This window comes from Streptomyces sp. NPDC002092 (genome assembly GCF_053593775.1).
Genome location: NZ_JBSFDG010000008.1, coordinates 107,184 through 131,888, shown reverse-complemented (window position 1 = coordinate 131,888; position 24,705 = coordinate 107,184). Strand labels below are relative to the sequence as shown.

General features: G+C 71.3%; 25 protein-coding genes. 9 read left to right on the top strand and 16 right to left on the bottom strand.

Going from position 1 to position 24,705, the window contains the following annotated elements:
• Positions 1 to 11: 11 nt before the first annotated feature.
• A complete protein-coding gene (locus ACWCRD_RS19885; protein ID WP_450967121.1) occupies positions 12 to 455 on the bottom strand; it encodes a protein-tyrosine phosphatase family protein in 444 nt (147 codons plus the stop codon).
• Between the two features lie 139 nt (positions 456 to 594).
• Here ACWCRD_RS19885 and ACWCRD_RS19880 point away from each other — a divergent pair, with 139 nt between their 5' ends.
• Entirely contained in the window at positions 595 to 1,530 is a 936-nt protein-coding gene (locus tag ACWCRD_RS19880) for a dihydrodipicolinate synthase family protein (RefSeq protein WP_450967120.1), read from the top strand.
• A 113-nt stretch (positions 1,531 to 1,643) separates the two neighbouring features.
• On the opposite strand, the gene ACWCRD_RS19875 is transcribed toward ACWCRD_RS19880, so the two are convergent.
• Genes ACWCRD_RS19875 through ACWCRD_RS19860 form a run of 4 tightly spaced genes read right to left on the bottom strand, consistent with a single transcriptional unit; the run spans position 1,644 to position 6,809 of the window.
• On the bottom strand, positions 1,644 to 2,831 hold the full coding sequence (locus tag ACWCRD_RS19875) for a sialidase family protein (RefSeq protein WP_450967119.1): 1,188 nt from the start codon (positions 2,829 to 2,831) through the stop codon (positions 1,644 to 1,646).
• Between the two features lie 2 nt (positions 2,832 to 2,833).
• A complete protein-coding gene (locus ACWCRD_RS19870; protein WP_450967118.1) occupies positions 2,834 to 3,496 on the bottom strand; it encodes a response regulator in 663 nt (220 codons plus the stop codon).
• On the bottom strand, positions 3,493 to 4,671 hold the full coding sequence (locus tag ACWCRD_RS19865) for a sensor histidine kinase (protein ID WP_450967359.1): 1,179 nt from the start codon (positions 4,669 to 4,671) through the stop codon (positions 3,493 to 3,495). The genes ACWCRD_RS19870 and ACWCRD_RS19865 overlap by 4 nt, the downstream gene beginning before the upstream one ends.
• Positions 4,672 to 4,727: 56 nt before the next feature.
• Positions 4,728 to 6,809: an MMPL family transporter gene (locus ACWCRD_RS19860; RefSeq protein WP_450967117.1), complete on the bottom strand. Its 2,082-nt coding sequence runs from the start codon at positions 6,807 to 6,809 to the stop codon at positions 4,728 to 4,730.
• Between the two features lie 85 nt (positions 6,810 to 6,894).
• Here ACWCRD_RS19860 and ACWCRD_RS19855 point away from each other — a divergent pair, with 85 nt between their 5' ends.
• Positions 6,895 to 7,104, top strand: a complete 210-nt coding sequence (locus tag ACWCRD_RS19855) for a hypothetical protein (protein WP_450967116.1) — start codon at positions 6,895 to 6,897, stop codon at positions 7,102 to 7,104.
• Between the two features lie 84 nt (positions 7,105 to 7,188).
• Here ACWCRD_RS19855 and ACWCRD_RS19850 read toward each other — a convergent pair whose 3' ends face one another.
• Positions 7,189 to 7,884: a tellurite resistance TerB family protein gene (locus ACWCRD_RS19850; RefSeq protein ID WP_450967115.1), complete on the bottom strand. Its 696-nt coding sequence runs from the start codon at positions 7,882 to 7,884 to the stop codon at positions 7,189 to 7,191.
• Between the two features lie 184 nt (positions 7,885 to 8,068).
• A complete protein-coding gene (gene leuA / locus ACWCRD_RS19845; RefSeq protein WP_450967114.1) occupies positions 8,069 to 9,790 on the bottom strand; it encodes a 2-isopropylmalate synthase in 1,722 nt (573 codons plus the stop codon).
• Between the two features lie 320 nt (positions 9,791 to 10,110).
• Here leuA and ACWCRD_RS19840 point away from each other — a divergent pair, with 320 nt between their 5' ends.
• Genes ACWCRD_RS19840 through ACWCRD_RS19825 form a run of 4 tightly spaced genes read left to right on the top strand, consistent with a single transcriptional unit; the run spans position 10,111 to position 14,088 of the window.
• On the top strand, positions 10,111 to 11,178 hold the full coding sequence (locus tag ACWCRD_RS19840) for a M4 family metallopeptidase (protein WP_450967113.1): 1,068 nt from the start codon (positions 10,111 to 10,113) through the stop codon (positions 11,176 to 11,178).
• A gap of 21 nt (positions 11,179 to 11,199) precedes the next feature.
• A complete protein-coding gene (locus ACWCRD_RS19835) occupies positions 11,200 to 11,466 on the top strand; it encodes a protealysin inhibitor emfourin (protein ID WP_450967112.1) in 267 nt (88 codons plus the stop codon).
• 58 nt (positions 11,467 to 11,524) lie between these two features.
• Positions 11,525 to 12,838, top strand: a complete 1,314-nt coding sequence (locus ACWCRD_RS19830) for a GH1 family beta-glucosidase (RefSeq protein ID WP_450967111.1) — start codon at positions 11,525 to 11,527, stop codon at positions 12,836 to 12,838.
• Positions 12,835 to 14,088 (top strand): MFS transporter, encoded by a 1,254-nt coding sequence (locus ACWCRD_RS19825; protein ID WP_450967110.1) that lies wholly within the window; start codon positions 12,835 to 12,837, stop codon positions 14,086 to 14,088. Before ACWCRD_RS19830 ends, ACWCRD_RS19825 begins: the two co-directional genes overlap by 4 nt.
• A gap of 54 nt (positions 14,089 to 14,142) precedes the next feature.
• On the opposite strand, the gene ACWCRD_RS19820 is transcribed toward ACWCRD_RS19825, so the two are convergent.
• On the bottom strand, positions 14,143 to 14,997 hold the full coding sequence (locus tag ACWCRD_RS19820; protein ID WP_450967109.1) for an NAD-dependent epimerase/dehydratase family protein: 855 nt from the start codon (positions 14,995 to 14,997) through the stop codon (positions 14,143 to 14,145).
• 119 nt (positions 14,998 to 15,116) lie between these two features.
• On the opposite strand from ACWCRD_RS19820, the gene ACWCRD_RS19815 reads away from it, so the two are divergent.
• Complete coding sequence (locus ACWCRD_RS19815) at positions 15,117 to 16,016, top strand: helix-turn-helix transcriptional regulator (protein ID WP_450967108.1); 900 nt, start codon at positions 15,117 to 15,119, stop codon at positions 16,014 to 16,016.
• Between the two features lie 36 nt (positions 16,017 to 16,052).
• Here the strand turns inward: ACWCRD_RS19815 and era are convergent, their stop codons facing one another.
• Complete coding sequence (gene era, locus ACWCRD_RS19810) at positions 16,053 to 17,015, bottom strand: GTPase Era (RefSeq protein WP_450967107.1); 963 nt, start codon at positions 17,013 to 17,015, stop codon at positions 16,053 to 16,055.
• Between the two features lie 165 nt (positions 17,016 to 17,180).
• On the opposite strand from era, the gene ACWCRD_RS19805 reads away from it, so the two are divergent.
• Both ACWCRD_RS19805 and ACWCRD_RS19800 read left to right on the top strand, forming a co-directional pair.
• Complete coding sequence (locus tag ACWCRD_RS19805) at positions 17,181 to 18,500, top strand: ammonium transporter (RefSeq protein ID WP_450967106.1); 1,320 nt, start codon at positions 17,181 to 17,183, stop codon at positions 18,498 to 18,500.
• Positions 18,497 to 18,835: a P-II family nitrogen regulator gene (locus ACWCRD_RS19800; protein ID WP_450967105.1), complete on the top strand. Its 339-nt coding sequence runs from the start codon at positions 18,497 to 18,499 to the stop codon at positions 18,833 to 18,835. Before ACWCRD_RS19805 ends, ACWCRD_RS19800 begins: the two co-directional genes overlap by 4 nt.
• A gap of 32 nt (positions 18,836 to 18,867) precedes the next feature.
• On the opposite strand, the gene ACWCRD_RS19795 is transcribed toward ACWCRD_RS19800, so the two are convergent.
• The 7 genes from ACWCRD_RS19795 to ybeY form a co-directional block, all read right to left on the bottom strand.
• Entirely contained in the window at positions 18,868 to 19,887 is a 1,020-nt protein-coding gene (locus tag ACWCRD_RS19795; RefSeq protein WP_450967104.1) for a WxL protein peptidoglycan domain-containing protein, read from the bottom strand.
• Between the two features lie 56 nt (positions 19,888 to 19,943).
• Positions 19,944 to 21,260, bottom strand: a complete 1,317-nt coding sequence (locus tag ACWCRD_RS19790; protein ID WP_450967103.1) for a beta-xylosidase — start codon at positions 21,258 to 21,260, stop codon at positions 19,944 to 19,946.
• A 151-nt stretch (positions 21,261 to 21,411) separates the two neighbouring features.
• Positions 21,412 to 21,885, bottom strand: coding sequence for a hypothetical protein (locus ACWCRD_RS19785; protein WP_450967102.1), 474 nt, complete (start codon positions 21,883 to 21,885; stop codon positions 21,412 to 21,414).
• A gap of 208 nt (positions 21,886 to 22,093) precedes the next feature.
• Entirely contained in the window at positions 22,094 to 22,447 is a 354-nt protein-coding gene (locus ACWCRD_RS19780; RefSeq protein WP_450967101.1) for a cytidine deaminase, read from the bottom strand.
• Positions 22,448 to 22,544: 97 nt separating this feature from the next.
• Positions 22,545 to 22,904, bottom strand: a complete 360-nt coding sequence (locus tag ACWCRD_RS19775) for an MmcQ/YjbR family DNA-binding protein (RefSeq protein ID WP_450967100.1) — start codon at positions 22,902 to 22,904, stop codon at positions 22,545 to 22,547.
• On the bottom strand, positions 22,901 to 24,208 hold the full coding sequence (locus ACWCRD_RS19770; RefSeq protein WP_450967099.1) for a hemolysin family protein: 1,308 nt from the start codon (positions 24,206 to 24,208) through the stop codon (positions 22,901 to 22,903). Before ACWCRD_RS19770 ends, ACWCRD_RS19775 begins: the two co-directional genes overlap by 4 nt.
• A complete protein-coding gene (ybeY, locus tag ACWCRD_RS19765) occupies positions 24,205 to 24,702 on the bottom strand; it encodes an rRNA maturation RNase YbeY (RefSeq protein ID WP_142151884.1) in 498 nt (165 codons plus the stop codon). Before ybeY ends, ACWCRD_RS19770 begins: the two co-directional genes overlap by 4 nt.
• Between the last annotated feature and the right edge of the window lie 3 nt (positions 24,703 to 24,705).

Genomic DNA, 24,705 nt, shown 5'->3' with positions numbered 1-24,705 from the left:
GCTGTGGCCGACTACGCGCACCCTGCCTGGAACCTCCGCACGTACCGCTTCTGCCAAGGCGTCTCCACCGCGTGCCGGTCGTAGTGGCGTCGTACGAAGGCCACCGCATCCTCGGGCGGTACGCCGTCCAGGACCGCCAGGCAGGCCAGTGCCGTGCCGGTGCGGCCGCGGCCTCCTGCGCAGGCGATCTCGACGCGCTCGGTCGCCGCCCGCTCCCAGGCGGCCGTCAGTGCGGCGCGGGCGGCCGCACGGTCGGCGGGAAGGCGGAAGTCGGGCCAGCGGATCCAGGTGAACTCCCAGGGGGCGGGCGGGGGTTGTCTGCCGAGGAGGCAGAGGGCGTACGAGGGGGTGGGCGACCCCGGGGCGAGGGGGTGCCGCAGCCCGCGGCCGCGGACCAGCCGGCCCGACGGCAGTCGCAGCACACCGGGGTCCGCGGGATGCCAGGTGTCCGTCATCGGATCAGCGTACGGGCCTCGGTGCCGCGGAAGTGGCGGCGGCGGATCGTCACGTCCAGCCCCTCCTCTGTCACCATCCTGTGGAGGAGAACCAGTCGACGCAGGATCTTGTACGCCAGAACCACCCCACGGAGCCCTCATGACCGTCCCCGCCCCGCTCACCGGTGTCGTCCCGCCCGTCTGCACGCCCCTGACACCGGACCGCGAGGTGGACGTCCCCTCACTGCTCAGGCTGGTCGACCACCTGGTGGGCGGCGGGGTGCACGGGCTGTTCGTGCTGGGGTCGTCGTCGGAGGCGGCGTTTCTGCGGGACGGGCAGCGCAGGCTGGTGGTGGAGTCGGTGGTGGCTCATGTGGCCGGACAGCTGCCCGTCCTGGCCGGGGCGATCGACATGACGACGCCGAGGGTGCTGGATCATGTGGCGGCGGTGACGGCTGCGGGGGCGGATGCGGTGGTGGTGACGGCGCCGTTCTATGCGGTCACGCATCCGGCGGAGATCGCTCGCCACTACCGCCTGATCGCGGCGGCTTCGCCGGTGCCGGTGGTCGCGTACGACATCCCGGCGGCCGTGCACACGAAGCTTCCGGCGGCCGTCGTGCTCGACCTGGCGGCCGAGGGTGCGCTCGCGGGGCTCAAGGACTCCAGTGGCGATCTGGCGGGCTTCCGCGAGGTCGTCAGCGGCGCGCGCAATCGATCCGACATCACCGGCTTCAGCGTTCTGACCGGATCGGAACTGATCATCGACGCGGCGCTTGCGGTGGGGGCGCACGGGGCGGTGCCCGGGCTCGCCAATGTTGACCCCCATGGCTACGTCCGCCTGGACGGGCTGTGCCGATCGGGTGACTGGAAGGGGGCGCGGGCCGAGCAGGAGCGGTTGTGTGCGCTGTTCGGGATGGTGCGGGTCGGGGATCCGGGGCGGATGGGCAGCAGTTCGTCGGCCCTTGGGGCCTTCAAGGCGGCGCTGCATTTGCGAGGCGTCATCGACTGTCCGGTGACGGCTGAGCCGCAGGTGCCGCTGTCTCCCGACGAGGTGGAGCGGGTCGGCAAGTTCCTGGCGACGGCGGGCCTCCTGTAGGAGGTCCCGACCCGGGGCCCCCGGCCCCCCGCTCCTCAAACGCCGGAGGGGCTGGATTTTCCAGCCCCTCCGGCGTTTGAGGACGAGGCCGTTCAGGCCGAAAGCGGGGATCTCTACCCCAGGTCGGACACCTGCACCCGGCGGAACTCGATCCTCTCGTACGGCCCCGACACCCCTGTCTCGTACAGCAACCCCACCGTGTCCCGATCGATCTGCACCAGGTCGGAGTACGCGGCCGGCAACGCCGACACCGTCAGCACCTTCGTGAACGTCCCCCCGCCGTCCTCACTCCGCCAGATCGCCATGGCTCGCCGAGCCGTCGGCACGGACGGCCCCGAGAACGACAAGGGCCCCTTGCGGCCCGCGAGTTGCAGGACGCTCCCCTGGACCACCGGAACGTCGTTCAATGTCGGCTGCACCGCGTACGGGCGCTCCAGCGACTCCCCGCCGTCACCGGAGTACGCGTCGAGCCGGTTGCCGACACTCGTCCCGTTCTGGTCCCGGGCACTGAAGTACAGCCTCCCGTCGGGTAGTTGGGCGGCCGTGGACTCGTTCGCGTTGTCCGCGCCGTCGTAGGAGGAGTTCACGAAGCCGAGCCGCCAGCTCCGCCCACCGTCGTCGCTGTAGAGGGCGTGCGCGCCGTAGTACCTGGCCTCCTGGCCGGTGTCGTGGGACCCGGCGGGCGGGGCGGCGGAGTGGTTGGCGGGGACGACCAGGCGGCCGGCGTGCGGGCCGCGGGTCAGGGCGACCGCGTGGCCGGGCCCGGTCGCGTACCAGCGCCAGCCAGGCGGCTTCACCTCGTCCGTGATGTCCCGCGGCGGCGTGAAGTGCCGCCCGCCGTCCCGGCTGCGCTGCACGAACACCCGCCGGCCCTGCCCCGCCGTGACCTCGCCCCGCATTATCTGCGCCTCGGTGACGGTACCGCTGTTGTAGGAGGTCAGCAGGACGACCGCACCGGTGCGCGGGTCGACGACGGGGGCGGGGTTGCCCCGGGTGTCCCCCTTCCCGGCGGCCACCACCTGCAGCGGGCCCCAGGTGCAGCCCCCGTCGACCGAGCGTCTGAGGACGACGTCGATGTTCCCGGTGTCCCCGGCACCGTTGTGGCGGCCCTCGGCGAAGGCCAGTACCGTGCCGCGGCCGGTCGTGACCGTCGCCGGGATGCGGTAGGTGTCGTAGCCGCCCTCGCCCGAGGCGTAGGGGACGGAGGACGTGCAGCCGGTGGCGGCGCGGGCCGGGGTGAGGGCCGTGAGCGGGGTGAGGAGCACGGTGGCTGCGAGGAGGGTGTGGCGCAGGAGAGTCACCGTCAGATGGTGCCCGGGGTGACCAGTCCCGACTCGTAGGCCACGATGACCAGCTGTGCCCGGTCCCGCGCCCCCAGCTTCCCCATGATCCGGCTGACATGGGTCTTCGCCGTCAGCGGGCTCAGCCCCAACGCCTCACCGATCTCGGTGTTGTTGAGCCCGCGCGCCAGCAGGGCCAGCACCTCCCGCTCCCGGTCGGAGAGGCATTCCGGCCCGCCGGTCGCGGGCGCCGACGGGCTGCGCAGGAACCGCTCGATCAGCCGTGCCGTCGGTCCGGGTGACAGCAGTGCCTCGCCCGCGGCCACCGTACGGATGGCATCCAGGAGTTCGGCCGGGCGGGTGTCCTTCACCAGGAAGCCGGAGGCCCCCGCGCGCAGCGCCTCCACGATGTTCTCGTCGGTGTCGTAGGTGGTGAGGACCAGCACCCGTACGTCCGCCAGGTCCTCGTCGGCGGCGATCAGCCGGGTCGCCTCGATGCCGTCCAGGTCCGGCATGCGGATGTCCATCACCACCAGGTCGGGGCGCTCGCCGCGGGCCAGCGCCACGGCCTCCCGGCCGGTTCCCGCCTGTCCGACGACCGCCATGTCCCGCGCCGACTCGACGAGCATGGCGAACGCGGCCCGTACGAGCGTCTGGTCGTCGGCCAGCAGTACGCGGATGGTCATCCGTCGGTCTCCCCCGTGGTCGTGAGCGGCAGTACGGCCGTCACCTCGAAGCCGCCCTCTGCCCGCGGCCCGGCGTCGAGTGTGCCACCCACGCTGCGGGCCCGCTCCCGCATGCCGACCAGCCCGAAGCCGGGTGTGCCGCCGGGAGTGGGTCCGGTCCCGTCGTCGGTGACGGACAGATGCAGGGCGCCCTCGTCGTCGTACAGGTCGACGCGTACGGCCGGTTCGGGGCCGGCGTGCCGTACCGCGTTGGTCAGCGCCTCCTGCACGATGCGGTACGCGGCGGCGCCGACGGCGGGCGGGGCCTGCCGTACCCGCACCGTCTGCTCGACGCGTGCGCCCGCGAGCCGTGCCGTCTCCACCAGGTCGGGCAGGCCGTCGAGGCCGGGGAGGGGGCCGCGGCCGTCCGGCGAGTCGTTCTCGCGGAGCACCTCCAGTGTCGTCCGCACCTCTCCCCGCGCCGTCCGGCAGGTCTCGGCGATGTCGTCCAGGGCCTTCGCCACCGTCTCCCGGTCCAGGCGTTCGGGGTCGGCGGCCAGCACGTGCGCGGCCACCGAGGTCTGCACGCCGATGAGGGTGATGGTGTGGGCGAGCAGGTCGTGCAGGTCACGGGCGATCCGCAGCCGTTCCTCGGCGACCCGGCGGCGGGCCTCCTCCTCCCGGGTGCGTTCGGCGCGCTCGGCGCGCTCGACGATCGCGGCCACGTACTGGCGGTAGAAGCGGACGTCCACGCCGCAGAAGAGCGTGGCGATCACCCAGCCGGAGACGCGGAGGAGTTCGAGGCCCTGGTGGTAGTCGACGGCGAACATCGCGGCCACCGTGACGCCGAGGACGGCGACCGCGGTCAGCACGGTCCGCAGCGGGCGGCCGGTGACGGCGACCGTGTACAGCGCGACGCAGGTGGCGGGCACGGGCGCGCCGTGGTTGTTGTCCAGCGCGTGGTACGGGGCGACCAGCGCCACCACCGCCGCCAGCACGAGCAACGGGTGGCGGCGGCGCCAGACGATCGGCACGTACGCACCGAGCAGCAGCGTCCAGCCGAGCGCGTCGGGGCGGTCGTGCGGGGCGGTGAACAGCGCCAGGCACACCCCCGCCGCGGCCAGGACCACGGCGAGGACCGCGTCGTTGCGGGTGCCGTGCGGGGCGGTGCGGGGGTCGCGGTTGACCACCGCCATGATCCGCTCGCCCCGCCGGGTTCCGGTCGCTGTCGTCTGCTGCACGGGGGTCAGCTTCACACCCGCTCCGGCTGCCGTTCCACCCGGACCGGCTCCGGCGCCCGCGACAGCCGCCCCGGCCACCACACCCGGCGCCCCAGCAGCACGCTCGCCGTCGTCACCAGGTACGTCCGGACGAGGAAGGTGTCCAGCAGCACACCCACCGCGATCACGAACCCGAGCTCGACCAGCGGTACCAGCGGCAGCGTGCCGAGCACCGCGAAGGTCGCGGCGAGTACGACACCCGCGGAGGCGATGACCCCGCCCGTGGTGCGCAGGGCGGTGAGCGCCGCCGTCTCGGGCTCGGCACCCGCGACGGACTCCTCGCGCATGCGGTGCATGAGGAAGATGCCGTAGTCGACGCCGAGGGCCACCAGGAACACGAACGACAACAACCCCAGCCCCGAGTCGGTGCCCGCGAAGCCCAGCACCGGCCCGAAGACCAGCCCGCCGATCCCGAGCGCCGCGCCCCACACCGCGACCACCGCGACGAGCAGCATCAGCGGCGCGACCAGGCTCCGCAGCAGGCCTACGAGGATCACGAACACGGCGGCGAGAACCAGCGGCACGACGACATCCCGGTCCCTGGCCTGACTGTCGGCCAAATCGAGCTGCTGGGCGCTGGGTCCGCCGACGTAGCTGCCGTAGGTGTCGTCGAGCCCGGCCCGCAGGGCCTCGATGGTGCGGGTCTCCCCCTTCGACTCCGGGGCCGCGGTGGCGAAGACGGAGATCTCCGTCCAGCCGGAGCCGGTGCGGCCGGTCGTCGCCTGGGCGACCCCGTCGGTGGTGCGGGCCTTGGCCAGGACGGCGTCGGCCTTGGCGGTGGGGGCGATGACGGTGATGGGCTGGCTGCTGTGCCCGGGGTAGGCGCGGGCCAGGGTCCGGGCGGCGGAGATCGACTCGGGCCGCCGGGTGAAGGAGTCCTCCTGCTTGAGGGCGCCGGGGAGGTTCAGGGCGCCCAGCGCGAGCGCGCCGAGGAGCACGGCACCTGTGGCGAGTACGACGACCGGTCGGCGCGTGGCCGAGCCGCCCATCGCGGCGAACAGCGACCGCCGTGCCTTGGGCTCGCTGCCGAAGGCGGGGATCAGCGGCCAGAAGACGCGGCGGCCGAGGAGGACCAGCAGGGCGGGCAGCAGGCTGATCATCGCGACGAGTGCGGCGAGCACGCCCACCATGCCGACCGGGCCCATGCCACGGCTGCTGTTGAGGTCGGCGGCGAGCAGGCACAGCAGTCCGGCCGCGACGGTGCCGGAGGAGGCGAGGACCGCCGGGCCGCAGCCGCGCAGGGCGGCGCGCATGGCGTCGTACGGGCGCACGTGACGTCGTAGCTCCTCGCGGTAGCGGGAGATGAGCAGCAAGGCGTAGTCGGTGCCCGCGCCGAGCACGAGGACCGTCATCACGCCGCCGCTCTGTCCGGTGACGGTGACGCCGAACGCCTCGTGCAGCCCGTACGCGGCGGCCATCGCCATGCCGGCGGCGACCCCGGCGACGGCGAGCGGCACCAGCCACAGGAACGGGCTGCGGTAGATGAGGACGAGCAGGGCCGTGACGACGCCCAGGGTGGCGTAGAGCAGGGTGCCGTCGATGGAGCCGAACACCTTGCTCATGTCGGTCTGCAGGCCGCCCGGCCCGCCGACGTCCACGCTGAGCCCTGCGCCGCCGTTCGCGAGCGCGCGCACGCCGTCGACGAAGGCGTCCCGTGCCTTGTCGTCCTGGCCGGGCCGGGTGCTGGAGACCGGGTACATGAGGGTGGTGCCGTCGCGGGACGGGACCCCCTTCGGGGTGCCGGTGAGCTCGTACTTGCTCCCGATCTCGGCGACCTGCGCGCCCGCCTTCTCCCGGTCGGCGGCGGTGAGGCCGCCGTCGCGGTGGTAGACGAGCACCAGGTCGGTGGCCTGTCCGCCCGGCAACCGGTCCTGGACACGGGCCACTTGGGTGGAGTCGGCGCTGTCGGGCAGGTAGTCCACGGACCGGTTCTGCTGGATGCCGGAGAACTTCCCGGCGAACGGTCCGACGAGCACGAGCGCGGCCAGCCACAGCCCGAGCACCACCCAGGGCACGGCACGCCGTCCCCGTGTTCCTGTCCTTGCGGCCCCCATCGACGGGCCTCCCTCCGCTCGGGATGTCCGGGTCGGTTCCAGACTCCCGGCACGCGGGGGACGGTTCGTCGGGCGTGAGGGCGAGTTGGGGCGTACTGCCGGGGGTGGCGCCGTCACAGGATTACTCCCCGGGGAGTACTGCGGGCGCCGCCACGGCAAGGGTGCCGGCACCGCCGGCGGCGTCATCCTGCTCACCGCCGTACCGCTCCACCGGCTCCGCGCCGTCGTCAGCACCTGTCTTCAGATGCTCGTCGCCGTCAGCGTGGTGCTCGTCGCCGCCGCATCGCACCACTGATCACCGAGGCCGCGCGGCCCAGGCCCCGCAGCGGCCGGCGAGGAAGGGCCGGCGGCCACCGCCTCAGCCGGCACGCGTCCGGGTCTAGGACGGTGTACGCGCCGCCGCCAGCAGCCTCGTCACGTCGTCCGAGCAGATGGTCAGTGCCGCGCCCACGGTGGCCAGGACGTCGCGTTCGGCGGGGTTGTACGGGCCGTCGGCGAGGGCGATGCGGGCGCCCTGCAGCAGGATCGATTCGCGGCCGACCGGGGCGAGGTGCGGGGCCAGCGGGTCCAGGGCCTCGTGCAGCTCTATGGCGAGTCCGGCGCCGCAGGACTGGCCGTAGGCCCGGCCGGTGTCGGCGGCCAGCGCCTCGACGAGCGCGTTCAGCTGCTCCTCGGTGCAGTCGTCGAAGCCCGCCGCGCGGACCATGCTCGCGGCGGCCTCCAGGGCCGTACGGGAACAGGTGCCGCCCGCGGCCAGCACCGCGAGCGCGACGGTGTGGACGGCGTCGCGGAGCATCGCCGAGAAGCGGGTGGTGGTGGGGTGGTCGAGGACGTCCGTGCCGAAGTGACGGCGGCAGGCGGCGCATTCGACGACCGGCGCGGTCTCGCCGCGTGGCAGCACGGGCACCCCGAGCAGCATGAAACGGCGGTGGCCGGTCAGCCGCTGGTAGTTGCGGTCGCCCCCGCAGCCCGGGCAGAAGAACTCGCCGTCTCCGACGGGTGTCCACGCGGTGCGGGTACCCAGGAGGCGCACAGGCCTGGCGGCTCGGCCGTTTCGTCCCCGTACTGGCAGCACGTCGCACCTCCTTAACACCGCGGCAACATCGTCGCGGTGCCCGTGATGTTAGCCACATCGGAGAGGCGTAGTCAGCACCCTGGAAGAGACCTTTCCGTGACCTCCACGAACAGATGGCCGATAAGTGACGGGCCCTGATCGCCGTATACGGCGATCAGGGCCCCGAAACGGCCGGTCAGACGGGTCAGCGGGCGGCTCGGTTGACCGCCGAGACAACCGCCTTCAGCGACGCACGCGTCGTGTTCGCGTCGATGCCGATTCCCCACAGGACCTTGTCGTCGATCGCGCATTCGATGTAGGAGGCGGCCTGCGCGGAGGCGCCCTCGCTCATCGTGTGCTCCTGGTAGTCCAGCAGCCGGGCGTCGACGCCCACTTTCTGCAGCGCGTCGAAGAAGGCGGAGATCGGGCCGTTGCCGGTTCCGGTCAGGACGGTGTCCTGACCGTCGACCGTCGCCTCGACCCGCAGCGTGTCCACGCCGTCGGTGTCGGTCGTCGACTGGCCGTTCTTGACCTGAATACGGCCCCACGGGTTCTCGGGGTTCGGCAGGTACTCGTCCTGGAAGACCGCCCAGATGGCGCCGCCGGTGACCTCGCCGCCCTCGGCGTCCGTCTTCGCCTGGATGATCTTCGAGAACTCGATCTGCATCCGGCGCGGCAGGTCCAGCTTGTGGTCGTTCTTCAGGACGTATGCGATTCCGCCCTTGCCGGACTGCGAGTTGACGCGGATGACGGCCTCGTAGGAGCGGCCGACGTCCTTCGGGTCGATCGGCAGGTACGGGACCGCCCACTCGATGTCGTCGACGGTGACGCCCTTGGCGGCCGCGTCGGCCTCCATCGCGTCGAAGCCCTTCTTGATGGCGTCCTGGTGGGAGCCGGAGAAGGACGTGTAGACCAGGTCGCCCACGTACGGGTGGCGCGGGTGGACCTCCATCTGGTTGCAGTACTCCCACACTCGGCGGATCTCGTCGATGTCGGAGAAGTCGATCTGCGGGTCGACGCCCTGGGAGAACAGGTTCATGCCCAGGGTGACCAGGTCGACGTTGCCGGTGCGCTCGCCCTGCCCGAACAGACAGCCCTCGACGCGGTCGGCGCCGGCCATCAGCGCCAGCTCGGCGGCGGCGACGGCGGTGCCTCGGTCGTTGTGCGGGTGGATCGACAGGCAGACGTGCTCGCGGCGGGACAGGTTGCGGCCCATCCACTCGAAGCGGTCGGCGTGGGTGGACGGGGTCGAACGCTCAACCGTGGCAGGCAGGTTGAGGATGATCTCGCGGCCCGGGCCGGGCTGCCAGACGTCCATGACCGCCTCGCAGACCTCCAGCGCGAAGTCCAGCTCGGTGTCGGTGAAGATCTCGGGGCTGTACTGGTAGCCGAACTCCGTCTCCGGGCCCAGCAGCTTCTCGGCGTACTCCATCACCAGGCGCGTACCGTCGACGGCGATCTGCTTGATGTCGTCCTTGGAGCCGCGGAACACGACCCGCCGGAAGACCGGCGCGGTGGCGTTGTACAGGTGGACGTTGGCGCGCTTGGCGCCCTTCAGCGACTCGACGGTCCGCTCGATCAGGTCCTCGCGGGCCTGGGTCAGTACGGAGATGGTGACGTCGTCCGGGATGACCCCGGGCTCCTCGATGATCGACCGTACGAAATCGAAGTCCGTCTGGCCGGAGGCGGGGAAGCCGACCTCGATCTCCTTGTAGCCCATCTTGACCAGCTGGTCGAACATCCGGCGCTTGCGCTCGGGCGACATCGGGTCGATCAGGGACTGGTTGCCGTCACGCAGGTCGGTCGACAGCCAACGGGGGGCCTGGGTGATCCGCTTCTCGGGCCAGGTGCGGTCGGGGATGTCGACCTGCTCGTACCGGCCGTACTTGTGGATCGGCATAGTGCTGGGCTGCTGGCGGTTCGCCATGATGACTCGGGCTCCTCAGGGTGTCCGGAAGGACGGCCGACGACGCAACGCCAAGCTCCGCGGGGAGGGAGTCGACCTGGACTACAGGCCCTCGCCGCGGCAGCTAAGAAGAAGCAGCCCGAAACGCATGATGCACAGCATGCTAGCCGAGCCCCTTCGGATGCGGGGCGCCGTATCAGTATGCGGGACCCGCAAGATAAAAGGGACAAAAAGTGCGCCATACCACTTCGTCACGGAGCGTGCGCTTCCCTGTCCGCATATTTCACCAATCATGGTTGCGGGTAGTGACACCGGCATAACTGAGTGCAAGGGTGCCGGGCATGACGACCAACGGGGGCTTCGAGCCCGTCTTCTGCACCGTCGTACCGCCACATGTCCTCGACAAGCTGGCCCGGCACGACGACCCCGCAATCTCCGGTCCCGCCCGGCGCACCCTGATGCGCGACAGCGAGCTGCGCGGCCGCCGCCGCGTGACCACCGAGTTCAACCTCGCCGAAGCGCCGCAGGCAAAGGCACCGGCGGACCAGCCGCTGCGCACCATCTACGACGCCGGGCACAAGACCGACCTGCCCGGCAAGAAGGTGCGCGCCGAGGGTGCCGCACCGGTCAAGGACGCCACGGTCAACCGCGCCTACGCGGGCCTCGGCGCCACCTTCGACCTCTACCTCAAGGCCTACCAGCGCCACTCGATCGACGGCGACGGCCTGCCGCTGGACGCCAGCGTCCACTACGACGTGAAGTACAACAACGCCTTCTGGAACGGCGAGCAGATGGTGTTCGGCGACGGCGACGGCGAGATCTTCCTCGACTTCACCATCCCGATCGACGTCATCGGCCACGAGCTGACCCACGGCGTCACCCAGCACACCGCGAACCTCACCTACTACGGCCAGCCGGGCGCCCTGAACGAGTCGATGTCCGACGTCTTCGGCTCGCTCATCAAGCAGTACACGCTCGGGCAGACCGCCGCCGAGGCCGACTGGCTGATCGGCGCGGGCCTGCTCGCCCCGAGCGTCACCGGCAAGGCGCTGCGTTCCATGAAGGAACCGGGCACGGCGTACGACGACGACGTGCTCGGCAAGGACCCGCAGCCCGCGACCATGGACGCCTACGTCCGCACCGGCCGCGACAACGGCGGCGTCCACATCAACTCCGGCATCCCCAACCACGCGTTCTACCTGGTGGCCTCCGCGCTCGGCGGCCATGCCTGGGAGAAGGCGGGACAGATCTGGTACGACGTCCTGACCGGCGGCGAGCTGTCCTCGCAGGCGCTGTTCAACGACTTCGCGAAGCTCACGGTCGCGGCGGCGAAGGCCCGCTTCAACGAGGGCGAGGAGCTGCAGGCCGTACAGAAGGCGTGGGAACAGGTAGGGGTGCGGATCCTGTGACCGCGTACTAGACAGGGACCCATGCGTATTCAGGTGAGGCGTACGGGTGGGTTCGCGGGCATCGAGCGCCATGCCGAGGTGGACACCTCGGGCCGGCCCGACGCCCCGGAGTGGCACGCCCTGGCCGAACGCGCGCTCGCGTCCGGCCGGGGCACGCCTCCCCTCGGGGTGCCGGACGGCTTCAGCTACGAGATCACGGTGGACGGGAAGACGGTGTACGCGGCCGATCCCCGGCTCACGGACGAGCAGCGCGAACTGATCAGCCGGGTACTGAAGGAAGGGGCGTAACCGGCAGTTCATTCCTGGGCGTTGACTTCCGTTACCGCCGGTAAGGATGATCCCGCCCATGGCTTCTGATGCAGGCAACCCGATACCCCGCTTCCCGGCCGGCTTCGTGTGGGGCGTGTCGACCTCGGCCCACCAGATCGAGGGCGCCGTCGACGAGCGCGAGCCGTCCGTGTGGGACGCCTTCACGGCCGAGCCGGGACGGGTCAAGGACGGCTCGACCGCGGCGGTGGCCTGCGACCACTACCACCGCTACCGCGAGGACGTGGCCCTCCTGGCCGACCTCGGCGTGGACGCGTACCGCTTCTCGGTCTCCTGGCCGCGGGTGCGCTCCGCGGGCGGCCTCGACTTCTACGACCGTCTCGTCGACGAGTTGCTGGCCGCGGGCGTACGGCCGGTCCCCACGCTCTTCCACTGGGACCTGCCGCTCGCCCTGGACTGGCTCGAACGGGACACGGCCTCCCGTTTCGCGGAGTACGTGTCCGTCGTCGCGGAGCGGCTTGGCGACCGGGTGAAGAAGTGGATCACCCTCAACGAGCCCGCCGAACACACGCTGCTGGGGCACGCCCTGGGTGCGCACGCCCCCGGCAAACAGCTGCTCTTCGACGCGCTGCCGGTGGCCCACCACCAACTGCTGGCCCACGGTCTGGCCGTACGGGCCCTGCGCGCGTCCGGCGCCACCGACATCGGGATCGCCAACTCGCACGGGCCGACCTGGCCGGCCTCCGAGGAGAGCGCGGACGTGGAGGCGGCGGGCTTCTACGACCTGCTGCTGAACCGCCTGTTCGCCGACCCGCTGCTGCTCGGCCAGTACCCGGAGGGCATCGGCGAGCTGATGCCGGGCGATGTCGAGTCCGACCTGAAGGTCATCGCGGAACCCCTCGACTGGTACGGCATCAACTACTACGCACCGACCCGGGTGGGCGCCCCGCAGGGCGAGGACATCGAGTTCGGCGGACTGACCATCCCGGCCGAACTCCCCTTCTCGGTACGGCAGATCGAGGATGTGCCGGTGACGGACTTCGGCTGGCCCGTGGTCCCCGAGGGCCTGACCGAGCTGCTCACCGGCTTCCACGAGCGCTACGGCGACCGCCTGCCGCCCGTCGTCATCACCGAGAACGGCTGCTCCTATCCGGGCCTCGACGACCAGGACCGGATCGCCTACCTCGACGGTCACCTCCGGGCCCTGCACAAGGCCGTCGAGGCGGGCGTGGACGTGCGCGGGTACTTCGTGTGGTCGCTGCTGGACAACTTCGAGTGGGCGGAGGGGTACGAGCGCCGGTTCGGTCTGGTGCACGTCGACTTCGAGACGCAGCAGCGGACGCCGAAGTCCTCGTACGGCTGGTTCCGGGATGTGCTGCGGGCGCAGAGATGACCGCCACCCGGCCCGCGGAAGCACTCGCCGAGCCCGTCGAACGGGTCGGCCGCGGCTGGACGACCGCCCTCTCGCTCGCCAACGGGGCGATCTGGGTGGGCTGGTACGGCCCCCTGCAGATCCTGCTGGCCTCCCAGGCGAAGGACTTCGCACCGGGCTCCGGCATGTCCAAGGAGGCGATGCTGGCGTGGGTGACGGGAGCCGGGGCGTTGGTGTCCCTGGTCGCCAACCCGCTCTTCGGCGCCCTCTCCGACCGGACGACGTCCCGCCGGGGCCGCCGTACGCCGTGGATCGTGGCCGGGGCGGCGGGCGGCGCGCTGTCCTTGCTGCTGCTCGCGGGGGCGGGCGGGGTGTGGACCATGGCGGCCGGCTGGTGTCTGGTCCAGCTGACGCTGAACGCGGCGTTCGCGGCGGTGACGGCCGCGGTGCCGGACCGGGTGCCACGGCTCCAGCGGGGCTCGGTGGGCGGCTGGCTCGGGGCCGCGCAGATCCTGGGCGTGGTCGGCGGGACCGGGCTCGCGACGGTGGCCGGGGGCCTCGGGGCCGGGTACGTGGCGTGCGCGGTGTTCACGGTGGTGGGAGTGCTGCCGTACGTCCTGCGCTACGAGGACCTGCGGCTGGCGGCGGCGGACCGGCCGGACTGGTCGTGGCGGTCCTTCGCCGCCGGGTTCTGGCTGAGTCCGCGCCGGTATCCGGACCTTGGCTGGGCCTGGCTGACCCGCTTCCTGATCAACCTCAGCAACGCACTGGTGCTGCTGTACCTGCTCTACTACCTGCGGGACCGCCTCCACTACGGCGACCCCGACCAGGGCGTGCTGATCCTGACGGCCGTGAACGGGGTGACACTGCTCGCCACGGTCGTGGTGGGCGGGGTCTGGTCGGACCGGGCGGGGCGGCGCAAGCCGTTCGTGATCTGGTCGGGCGTGCTGATGGCGGTGGCGACGGCGGCGCTGGCGGGCTGGCAGACCTGGCCGGGCGCGATCGTCGCGGCGGCGGTGCTCGGGGTCGGCTTCGGCGTCTTCACCTCGGTCGACTTCGCGCTGATGACGGACGTACTGCCGAAGGCGCTGGACCGCGGCAAGGACCTCGGCGTGATCAACGTGGCCAACGCCCTGCCACAGGTCGCGGCACCCGCCCTCGCCGCGCCGATCGTGACCTATCTCGGCGGCTACCGGGTGCTGTACCTGGTGTCGGCGGTGATCGGGGTGGCGGGGGCGGTGCTGGTGAGCCGCATCAGAGGGGTGGACTGAACCGTCCCCGACGACCCGGCGCGCTTCTGACGCGTCGAAGCGACTCGCGCCGCATCACAAGGCCCCGGCCTCCCTGGCCGCGTAGACGCTGGGATACAGCGGGCGGTAGCCGAGCTCCCGGCGGATCCGCTCGGTCGAGGTGATCACCAGCCACGGGTCGGGGTCGGTGCGGGTGTAGAGCTCGGCGGGGATCTCGGCGCCGTTGAGCTGGTGCAGTTCCACCGCCGTGACGGGGGTGTCGTCGGCGATGTTGTAGATCCGGCCGGCGATGCCCGGAGCGTGCAGGATGCGCAGCAGCCCCTGGGCGACGTCGGCGTGGTGGCCCATCTGCAGCCGCTGGGTCGCCGCCCAGTTCCGGGCCCACCTCAGGGACTGGGCGAGGTGCGGATCGCCCTCGCCGTAGACGAAGGGGAGCCTGCCGACGCGTACGTCCATGCCGTCCAGGGCGAGCAGTGCCCGCTCGGCCTCGGCCTTGGACTCGGGGTAGGCGCCCCACATCGCCCCGCCGGGCCGGCTCTCGTCCTCCTCGGTCAGCGGGCGCCCCCGCCCGGTGCCGTACACCAGTCCCGTGCTGACCTGCACGAACCGCTGCACCCCGGCGGCCAGCGCGGCGCGGCCCAGCTCCACCGCCGCGTCCCGGTTGACCGCCCACGCCTCCTCGTCCGGCACCCCGCGGAAGGCCGCCGCGACGTTCACGACCGCGTCGACCCCGGCCACGGCCTTGGCCAGCGCCTCGGTGTCCCGCAGATCCCCGACGACGACCTCGGCGCCCAGTTCGGCGAACCGCTCGCCGCGCGCCGCGTCCCGCACGAGGACCCGCACCCGCTCCTCGCCACGGGTCTGCGCCAGCAGCCTCGGCACGAAGCGCCGCCCGACCTGCCCCGTCGTACCGGTCACCAATGTCAGCATGTTCTGCTCCTCTCGTCGACGACCAGCTTTGGACGAGGGGGCGGGGCGCGGGAGAGACCTCTTGATCGGGGGATCGGCAGTCCCTGGATAAGCCGGGCGGACTCCCGCACGCTGGAGGGGTGAACCGTGCCGAACTCGCCGACTTCCTGCGCCGCGGCCGCGCCCGCCTCGACCCGTCCGACGTGGGGCTCACGCCCGGCGCCCGCCGCCGCACACCGGGCCTGCGCCGCGAGGAGGTGGCGCAGCTGGCCGGCATGTCCGTGGACTACTACACGCGGCTGGAACAGTCCCGGGGGCCGCGCCCCTCCCGCCAGATGCTGACGGCGCTGGCGCGGGCCCTGCGGCTGACGGACGACGAACGGGACCATCTGTTCCACCTGACGGGCGAGGAGCCGCCGCGGCGCGGGGGCGCGTCCTCGCATGTACGGCCAGGTCTGCTGCTGGTGCTGGACCGGCTGCACGACACCCCGGCGATGGTGGGGAGCGACTGCGGTGAGGTGCTCGCGCAGAACGCGATGTCGAGGGCGCTGAGCGGGGATGTGTCCGCCCGTCCGCTTCGGGACCGCAACATGCTGCGGCGCTTCTTTCTGGACCCGGCGGCCCGGGAGCTGTTCCCTCCCGAGGACGTGGCGGAGCACGCGCGCGCCCATGTGGCGAATCTGCGGGCGGTGGCGGCGTCCCGTCCGGACGATCCGGAGCCGGCGGCTCTGGTGGCCGAACTGCGTGCGTCGAGCGAGGAGTTCGGGCGGCTGTGGGATGCCCACGAGGTGGCGGTGCGCCGGCAGTCGACGAAGCGCTTCCGGCATCCCGTGGTCGGACTGCTGGAGCTGGACTGCGAGGTGCTGCTCAACGAGGACGACCACCACATGCTGGTCATCCACACGGCCCGCCGGGGCACGGAGTCGTACGAACGCCTGCAGCTGCTGCGGGTGGTGGGCCTGCAGACCTTGGATCCGCCCCCGCCGCCCCTACCCGTCCCGTCCCCGGGGGCTCCGCCCCCAGACCCCCGTTCGGCCTGAACGGCCTCGTCCTCAGACGCCGGACGGGCTGAGAACTCAGAAGCCCAGCTTGCGCAGCTGCCGTGGGTCCCGCTGCCAGTCCTTGGCGACCTTGACGTGGAGGTCCAGGAACACCGGAGTACCCAGCAGCGCCTCGATCTGCTTCCGGCTCTTGATACCGACCTGCTTCAGCCGCTGCCCCTTCGGGCCGATGATGATGCCCTTCTGACTTGGCCGCTCGATGTACACGAACGCATGGATGTCGAGCAGCGGCTTGTCCGCAGGCCGCCCCTCACGCGGAAGCATCTCCTCCACCACCACCGCGATCGAGTGCGGCAGCTCGTCGCGCACGCCCTCCAGAGCCGCCTCCCGGATCAGCTCCGCGATCATGACCTGCTCGGGCTCGTCGGTGAGATCACCCTCGGGATACAGCGCCGGCCCCTCCGGCAGGAGCGGGACGATCAGGTCGGCCAGCAGGTCCACCTGCTTGTCGCCGACCGCCGACACCGGCACGATCTCCGCCCACTCGAACCCCAGCTCCTTGCCGAGCTGGTCGATCGCGATGAGCTGCTCCGCAAGGGTCTTGCTGTCCACGAGATCGGTCTTCGTGACGATCGCGATCTTCGGCGTCTTCTTGATGGACGCCAGTTCCTTCGCGATGAAGCGGTCACCGGGGCCGAGCTTCTCGTTCGCCGGCAGACAGAAGCCGATCACATCGACCTCGGCCCAGGTGGTGCGCACCACGTCGTTGAGCCGCTCCCCCAGCAGCGTCCGCGGCTTGTGCAGCCCGGGCGTGTCCACGAGGATCAGCTGGGCGTCCTCCCGGTGCACGATGCCCCGCACGGTGTGCCGCGTCGTCTGCGGCTGGTCGGCGGTGATCGCCACCTTCTGCCCGACCAGAGCGTTCGTGAGGGTGGACTTGCCCGCGTTGGGGCGGCCCACGAAGCAGGCGAAGCCGGCGCGATGGACGGCCTCGGCCGGCTGCTCGGATGACTGGGTACGAACGCTCATGGCGCCCATTCTCCCTGATCCACAGAGCCCCGCCGCACAACCGAGCGACCACCGCCCACGGTGTGAGATTCAGGAAACCTCCACGCAACGAAACATCACGGAAACACGCCCGTGCAGAACCGGAAACGCACGCCGGTGACCCTCTGACGAGCCCCCACATCGTTGGAGACCACCGTGCCCCTCGCTGCCGCACAAGCCGCGCAGATCGACACCGGCGACACCGCCTGGCTGCTCGCCGCCACCGCCCTCGTCCTGCTGATGACCCCGGGCCTCGCCCTCTTCTACGGCGGCATGGTCCGCACGAAGAGCGTCCTCAACATGCTGATGATGAGCTTCGTGTCGATCGCCCTGGTCACGGTGGTGTGGCTGGCCGCCGGGTACTCGCTGGCCTTCGGCGACGACATCGGCGGCGGGCTCATCGGCGGCCTGAAGCACGCCGGCATGGCGGGCCTCGGCCCGGACAGCGTGCAGGGCACCGTGCCCACCCTGCTCTTCGCCACCTTCCAGCTCACCTTCGCGATCATCACCGCCGCGCTCATCAGCGGCGCCGTCGCGGACCGCGTGAAATTCGCGGCCTGGCTGGTCTTCGTCCCGGTCTGGGCGCTGCTCGTATACGTTCCCGTCACCCACTGGGTGTGGGGCCCCGGCGGCTGGATCGCGCACCGCCTCGGCGCTCTCGACTTCGCGGGCGGACTCCCGGTGGAAATCACCTCCGGCGCCTCCGGTCTGGCGTTGTGCCTGGTCCTCGGCCCGCGGCTCGGCTTCAGGAAGGACGCGATGCGTCCGCACAACCTGCCCATGGTGATGCTGGGCGCGGGCCTGCTCTGGTTCGGCTGGTTCGGCTTCAACGCGGGTTCGGCACTCGGCGCCAACGGTCTCGCGGCGGCCGCCTTCCTCAACACCCTCGCCGCCGGCTGCACCGGCCTGCTCGGCTGGCTCTTCGTCGAGCAGAAGCGCGACGGGCATCCGACGACACTGGGCGCCGCGTCCGGCGCCGTCGCCGGTCTGGTCGCCATCACCCCGTCCTGCGGCTCGGTCTCGCTGCTCGGCGCCCTGGTCGTGGGCCTCGCCGCCGGTGTCGTCTGCTCGTACGCCGTGAGCTGGAAGTTCAAGCTCAACTACGACGACTCGCTCGACGTCGTCGGCGTCCACCTGGTCGGCGGCATCATCGGCACCCTCCTCATCGGCGTCTTCGCCGAGAAGGCCATGACCGGCTCCACCGAGGGCCTCCTCTACGGCGGCGGGCTCGGCCAGCTCGGCAAGCAGCTGGTGGCCGTGGTCGTCGTGGCCGGGTACGCCTTCCTCGTGACGTACGGCATCGGCAAGCTGCTCGACCGGGCGATGGGCTTCCGCGCGACCGAGGAGCAGGAGTACAAGGGCCTGGACCTTACGGTGCACGCCGAGACGGCATACGATCACGGCGTCCTGGGCCACGGCGCCCCGGTGTCGTCCTCCGTCCTCTCCTCCACCCAGAAGGTCAACAGCCAGGCATGAAGCTCATCACCGCGATCGTCAAGCCCTACCGCCTCGACGAGGTGAAGACCGCCCTCCAGGAGCTGGGCGTGCACGGTCTGACCGTGACCGAGGCCAGCGGGTACGGCCGGCAGCGCGGCCACACCGAGGTGTACCGCGGCGCCGAGTACCAGGTCGACCTCGTCCCCAAGGTCCGTATCGAGGTCGTCGTCGAGGACGCCGAGTCGGACGCGGTGATCGACGCGATCGTCAAGGCCGCGCACACGGGGAAGATCGGGGACGGCAAGGTGTGGGCGCTGCCGGTCGAGACGGTCGTACGGGTACGGACGGGAGAGCGCGGCCCGGACGCGCTCTGAAACCCCTCGTCACCCGGGCCGCGTGACGGAGCTCACCTCCTCGCCGCGGCCCGCTCCCGTCGGACGCCCCGCGCCGCGGCGGCGACGACCGCTTCGAGCGCCGCGCCGCGACCACGGACGCCCCCTGCCCTGCGCGCCCTGATCACCAGCGCGACCCCGACCACCAGCACCGCCAGCAGCACCAGCGCCGCCGCCCACGGCAGCGCGAGGAAGGACGCGCTCGCCGACTCCCGGGTGTCCTGGGCGGTGGCCGTCAACGTGACGTCTCCCCAGTCGAGTTGGGGCGCCCCATGCCATGGTTCGGTGAGGTGGACGCGCTGTCCGGGCAGCAGCTCGGAGGGGATGCGGGACAGGTTGCGGGACAGGAGCGTACGGCCGAACAGGCCCTCCGCGCGCAGTTCCACCTTCGGGTCGAGGGTGACGTTTCCGGTGTTGCGCAGTGTGTACGAGATCGTCGCCGTGCTGTCGCCGAGACCGGGCACGAGCGGCTGGTGGTGGACGATGTGGACGTTCTCCACGGCGATCGCGGGGAGCGTGGGGCCGCCGACGCGCAGGTAGACGCGGGCGGCGACCGCCCGCTGCACACCGAGCGCGAGGGAGCCGTCGCCCTTGTCGATCTTTTCGTCGAGGGCCACGAGCGCACCCGGGTGGTCGCCCGGTTCGGCGCCCTCGGGCACGTGCAGCGTGAAGGGGACGGTGACCTTGCCGTGCGCCGGGACGGTCACGCGTGACGTGGCGGGCTTCGTCCAGGCGCCGACGCCCCGCTGCTTCTCCTGCACCGTCCTGACGGCGAAACCGCCGTCGCGGGGAGTGTTGTAGGCGTCGGCGGCATACAACCGGAAACTCAGCGGCTGCCCGGTCCTGTTCGCCACGACCACCTTGTCCTCGACGGTCGTCCCGGGGTCGGCGGAGAGGTAGAAGTACGGGCGGGCGGCCACCTTCGAGGCGGCCGGGTAGACGGACCAGCTGCCGTTGTCGGCGGCGTGCGCGGGTGCGGGCGCGACGAAGAGGGCCAGGAAGAGGCCCAGGAGGAGGACGTACGGCTTGCGCATGGGTGCGGACCCCCCACTTGTACGAGAAGGACGGGCGGGTGCGGACGCCCGTACGGTCAGCTGAGCGTCAGGGTGAGCACGCCCGAGTACGACCCGGGGGGCGTGAACGCCGGTACGTCCAGCGAGAGCCCCGCGTTCGCCGTGAACTCGCCGCCGGTCAGCGTGCCGTTGGGGGTGGACGCCAGGGTCGCTCCCGAACTGCCCACCGTGCCCGCCGAACCGGCCTGGCAGGTGCTGGGGCTGCCCGCCTTGGTGGCGCAGGCAGGGGTCCAGCTCAGCTTCCCGGCATCGATCTTGGCGCCGGGACCGGTGAGGTCGGTGACCTTGCCGGTGAGGGACCAGCCCGCGGGTCCGCCGCGGAAGTCCTTCACGGTGACGGCGTTCAGGGCGCCGGTGGAGGCCCCGCCCTTGCCGAAGTCGACCGCCGAGAGGGCGACGGAGTCCCCGGCCTGGGACATGGACAGCGTGCCCGCCTTCACCGTGGTGGTGACCTTCTGACTGCCGGCGGGAACAGGGGTGGTGTCGTTCACGACGTAGGCCGCGGGACCCGCCCCCTTGCCGGCGCTCCACGCACTTCCCTCGTACGCCACGATCCCCGTCGTCGTCTTGTCGTTGACGACGAGGGAGCCGCTGAAGGAGCCGTCGGTACCGGCGGTGACCGTCGCCTTGTCCGCAGTCTGGGTGTCCCCGGAGCGCCCGGCGAGGGTGACGGTCGCGCCGGGCGTGAAGTTGCTGCCGTTGACGGTGACACCGGCACCGGCGTTCCCGGAGGCCGAACCGAGCGAGATGGCACGGTTGTTGACCGGGGTGGCGTCCGTCGCCGTGACCGTCTGGGAGACCGGGGCGGGCGGGTTGGTCACCGTGCACGGGGTGTCCAGCTCGAGGATGTAGCTGGTGTGGATGTTGTAGTCGCCGGGCGAGAGCGTGATCGCACCGGCCGCGGTGACCTTGAAGGTTCCGGTCATGGAGAACGACGGGAAGGCGCCGTTGCCCGGCACCGGATCGTTCTTCTTGGGCCCGGCGACCGTCACGTCCCCTGTCTGCGCACCGCCGAGAGTGACCTTGCCCGTGGGCGTCATGATGTCGGCCGGCAGGGCGATGGCGGTGGGGTTGCTGGCGGCGGGCTTGACGACGGTGTAGGTGACGGTGACGGTGTCGCCGACCTTCGGACTGGCGTTGTCCACCGCGATGCTCGCGGTCGTCGTACCGTCGATCGGCGGGATGCCCGCGACCGCGGGCGGGATGCAGTGCGTGGCGAAGTCCACGTTGGTGGCGGCACCGGCCGGACAGGCCAGCGCACCACCCGCGGTGACCGCGAGCACGGTGCCGCCGAGCAGCGACGCCCAACGGCGTCTTCGGGTTGTCGAACCCATGGGTGTGCCCCCTTCTCTGCTGCGCTCACTGGGGGCATTGATGTGGGGATTGCGTGAGAAGTCAATGGAGAAGCCGAAATGAACTGATGGACCGTCAGTTCCTGTGTGTCTCCGTGTGTCTCCCAGGAACTGACGGCCCGTCGACAGTGGCTCAGTCGAACACGAACGGTCCCGGCGACTGCGGGCCGGTCGCGGTGCAGGTGATGGTGATGCCGAAGACGGTCATCTGCAGCGAGCCGCCGTAGGCCTCCAGGCTGTCGCCGGAGGCGACGGTGCCGGAGAGCGGGCCGACGGTGACGGGGTCGCCGGCGGCCATCGCCGGGTTCTTGGTGCCGGTGAAGGCGGTGGTACCGCCGCTCGCGTTGACCAGGGTGAGCGTGGAGGAGATCGAGTCCTGGGACAGGGCGATCGGCGCGGTGATGGCGGACGTGACGGTGATGGTGGCCGCCGTGCCGTCCTGGGTGGCCGTGAGGGTGGCCTCCCCGCCGCCGAAGCTTCCGCAGTCGGCGGTGATCGTCGCCGACTGCGGAGTGACGGCGAGGGCGCTGGGCGCGAACGCGAGCGAGGCGGCCGCGAGGGCCCCTACCGCCATGGCCGCACCTGTGGTGATTCGTTTGGCTCTCATGGGGATCCGGCTCCCTTCCCGAAGCTGGGAACTGCCATGTGGGGATGGATGGGAGAGGTCCGTACGGACAGCCGACAGGCGCGGTGCGGGGCGCCGGGTGGGGGGTGGAGCAGATCTGACGGTCCGTCGGAACTACCGGTTCCATTGATGCCCGTGAGGTGAAGAAACGGCAAGGGTGAATTCCGGACGGCTCTGAAGCGGCCGGTTTTCAGCCTGCGGTGACGATGGTCCGTACCGCTCCGTCGGGCCCGGCGACGAGCACCGGCGTCCCGGCCCCGCCCAGATCCCGTACGGCAGCCAGGTCCTGAGCCGAGGCCGACTCGGCCTCCGTCACCACGGCCGCCGCCTCCAGGGACTTCGCCCCGGACGCCACCGCCATGGCCACCGCCGTCTGCAGCGCACTCAGCTTCAGCGAGGCCAGGTCGACGGTCCCGGCGACATACGTACGGCCCGTCTCGTCCCGTACGGCAGCCCCCTCGGGCACACCGTTGCGGGCCCGTGCGGAACGGGCCAGGGTGACGATCTTGCGGTCCTCGGGGTCAAGCGCGTTGCTGTCGGTCATGAGCCGAGCATACGTACCGCCACCGGCCCGATCCGGCCACGGGGTGCACGGTTCCCGGCCGGAACCGGTACCGCGCCACGGCCGTACGCGGAGGTACTCAGGAGCGGTCGAGGCGGAGGCGCTCGGCGCGCGGCAGTCCGGCCACCACCAGGTCGTAGGAGTCCTCGATGAGTTCCCGGACCAGCCGGTCCGGGAGGTCGCCGTCGACCGTGACGGTGTTCCAGTGGCGCTTGTTCATGTGGTAGCCGGGGATGATCAGGCCCTCGTACTCGCCGCGGAGCCGGATCGCGTCCTCCGGGTCGCACTTGAGGTTGACCGTGAGCGGGCGGGCGTCCAGCCGGCTCAGGGCGAACATCTTGCCCAGCACCTTGAAGACCGAGATGTCCGGGGCGAAGGGGAAGTCCTCCACCGCCGCGTTGAAGGACAGGCAGAAGCCGCGCAGTTCCTCGGCCTTCACTCCTCTTTCGCCTCCTCCTTGGGCAGGTCCGCCGGTTCCACGGGCTCCACGAGCACGGTCACGATCTTGTTCCGGCGGCCGGCGGCGGCCTCCGCGGTCAGCCGCAGTTCGCGCCCGTCGGGCACCTCCACGACCGCCGACGCCCCGGCGATGGGCACCCGGCCGAGCGCCTTGGCGAGCAGTCCGCCGACGGTCTCCACGTCCTCGTCGTCGTACTCGCCGAGCCCGTACAGCTCGCCGAGGTCGGTGATGTCGAGCCGGGCGGTGACCCGGTAACGGTCCTCGCCGAGGTCCTCCACCGGCGGCAGCTCACGGTCGTACTCGTCGGTGATCTCGCCGACGATCTCCTCGAGGATGTCCTCGATGGTGACGATGCCGGCCGTGCCGCCGTACTCGTCGATGACGACGGCGACGTGGTTGCGGTCCTGCTGCATCTCGCGCAGCAGATCACCGGCGTTCTTGGTGTCGGGCACGAACGCGGCGGGCCGCATGGCCGTCGACACCAGCTCGCTCTCGGCGTCCCGGCTGATGTGCGTCTTGCGGGCCAGGTCCTTCAGATACACGATGCCCACGATGTCGTCCTCGCTCTCCCCGGTGACCGGGATGCGCGAGAACCCCGAGCGCAGCGCGAGGGTCAGGGCCTGGCGGATCGTCTTGTAGCGCTCGATGACGACCAGGTCGGTCCGCGGGACCATGACCTCCCGCACAAGGGTGTCGCCGAGCTCGAAGACCGAGTGCACCATGCGGCGCTCCTCGTCCTCGATCAGCGACTCCGCCTCTGCGAGGTCGACCAGCGCCCGCAGCTCCGCCTCCGAGGCGAACGGGCCGCGGCGGAAACCCTTGCCGGGGGTCAGCGCATTGCCGATGAGGATGAGCAGGGACGGGATCGGCCCCATGATCCGCGCCAACGGCAGCAGCACGTACGCCGCGGCCGTCGCCGTGTTCAGCGGATGCTGACGGCCGATGGTGCGCGGCGAGACACCGACCGCGACGTACGACACCAGGACCATCACGCCGATCGCGGCCAGCAGGGCCCGGGTGGTGCCGGCGAACTCCTGCAGACAGGCGTACGTCACCAGGGCCGCGGCCGCCATCTCGCAGGCCACGCGGACCAGCAGCGCCACATTGAGATAGCGGGTCGGGTCGGCGGCGACCTGCGCGAGCTTCGCGCTGCCGCGCCGGCCGGAGCGTACGGCCTCCTCGGCGCGGAAGCTGGAGACGCGCGCGAGGCCCGCCTCCGCGCAGGCGGCGAGCCACGCCACGACGACCAGGGCGATGGCGCCCGCGACGATCTGGGGACTCATGAGACGGTCGGGGCCGGGGAGGGACCGGTCAGGCCCTTCTCCGCGCGCCAGCCGTCCACTATGGCCGCCTGCAGACCGAACATCTCGGCCTTCTCGTCGGGCTCCTCGTGGTCGTACCCGAGGAGATGCAGCACCCCGTGGACGGTGAGCAGCTGGAGCTCCTCGTCCATGGAGTGCTGGGTGGGCGCTTCCTCGCCCTGCTTCTTGGCGACCTCCGGGCAGAGCACGATGTCGCCGAGGAGGCCCTGCGGGGGCTCGTCGTCGTCCTTCGACGGCGGCCGCAGCTCGTCCATCGGGAAGGACATGACGTCCGTCGGCCCCGGCAGGTCCATCCACTGGATGTGCAGCTGCTCCATGGCGTCGGCGTCCACCACGATCACCGAGAGCTCGGAGAGCGGGTGGATGCGCATCCGTGCGAGTGCGTAGCGGGCGATGTCGAGGATCGCCTGCTCGTCGACCTCGGTTCCGGACTCGTTGTTGACGTCGATCGACATGGT